Here is a 1,516-nt window from a genome sequence, read left to right as displayed (position 1 = left end):
ACGCCATTGAGCGCTTCCGGCGCAATGGCGACGATGGACGAGATATTGATGACGGCTCCTTTGCTGCGCGCCAGAAAGCCGGGTACGGCGGCGTAGGTGAGGCGCATCAGGGCCGTCACGTTGAGATCGATCATGCGCGACATCGCATCGACGTCACTGTCCGCAAGCGGCGTGTGGGTGCCGACGCCCGCGTTATTCACCAGCAAGGTGATCGTCGCGTCCTGCTTTAGCTTGGCTTCGACGATCGAAAGGCCGTCCCTGGTGCCAAGGTCTGCGGCAAGAATTTCGACGCTGCGTTGTGTTTGCGTCGTGATGCGGCTCGCGAGCGCGGCGAGGCGCTCACGATTGCGGGCAACGAGTATGAGTTCGTAGCCGCGCCGCGCGAGGCGTTCGGCATACACCGCACCGATGCCCGATGATGCGCCGGTAATCAGCGCAGTGCCCAGATTTGCTTGCGTCATCATGTCACTCCGTATCGACGATTGTGTGGGAGTGAATTGTGGTGCTGAAGGCCAGCAACTCAAATGACGTTTAAGGTCATGTTTTAAGACATTCCTGCTGCGGAGATGACCTGTACGGCGTTGAATGTCGGGCGGCGCAATAACGCAATAAACGATCAGGGCGGTATCCGGGGCGATGCGCCATCAATGTATTAATCGTCGATCAGGCGTTCATTGTCGGTCACATTACGAGACTCTCGCCTCAACGACTGCGGAGTCATTTGATAGGCCCGGGTAAAAACGTCCCGGAGGTGACGCCTGTCACGAAACCCTGTTTCTCGAGCAATGGTTTCAAGCGAATGACGGCCACGCTCGATCAGGTTTCTCGCCGCTTCCAGACGCAGGCGCTCGATTGCCTTGGCGGGAGATTCGCCCGTTTCGGAAAGAAAAATACGCGTGAATTGTCGGCTGCTCAGATGTGCCGCCTTGGCGAGATCGTCGACGCGCAGGGGTTTGGACAGATTGACGCGTGCATGTTCAAGCGCCATCTGGATTCGATCCGACTTCGGTGCAAGCGCCAACATTTGTGAGTGCTGCGACTGTCCGCCTGAGCGTCGATGAGGCATGACCATCGCACGCGCCACCGATATTGCGAAGTCGGCGCCGAGATCCTTCTCCACCAGGCCAAGCGCCAGGTCCATCGCCGCCGTCAATCCCGCTGACGTCCATATCGCGCCATCGACAATAAAGATGCGGTCGGCTTCGACCTGAATGCGTGGCCAGCGTGCTTGCAAGGCGTCTGCGAACGCCCAGTGCGTGGTTGCGCGCTTGCCGTCGAGAAGGCCGGCTTCAGCCAGAACGAACGCGCCCGTACAAAGGCCTGCCGTGCGCCGCGATCGTGCGGACGCGTCGCTGATGAACCTGAGTTCTTCAGCGGTCGTGATGCGGCCGGTTGGATTGGCCACGCCGCTGATCATCCATGTGTCTGCCGTCGCGTTCGAATCGGCCCGCTTTGTGATGACAGAGACACCGAGCGACGAGCGAATTTCTCCACCCTGGAGCGAGTAATTCGTCAC

General features: G+C 59.4%; 2 protein-coding genes. Both read right to left on the bottom strand.

Going from position 1 to position 1,516, the window contains the following annotated elements; genetic code table 11:
• Nucleotides 1-461: SDR family NAD(P)-dependent oxidoreductase (locus tag KFO72_RS41785; protein ID WP_225034548.1), on the bottom strand; the 461-nt coding region annotated here is incomplete at its 3' end.
• Nucleotides 462-652: 191 nt separating this feature from the next.
• On the bottom strand, nucleotides 653-1,516 hold an 864-nt coding region (locus tag KFO72_RS41780; RefSeq protein ID WP_225034547.1), incomplete at its 5' end, for a GlxA family transcriptional regulator.

Origin of the sequence: Paraburkholderia sp. XV (assembly GCF_020177535.1) — a bacterium.
Classification (GTDB): Bacteria; Pseudomonadota; Gammaproteobacteria; order Burkholderiales; family Burkholderiaceae; genus Paraburkholderia; species Paraburkholderia caribensis.
Note: the sequence above shows the minus strand (reverse complement) of the source record. Positions and strands in the feature narration are given on the sequence as shown.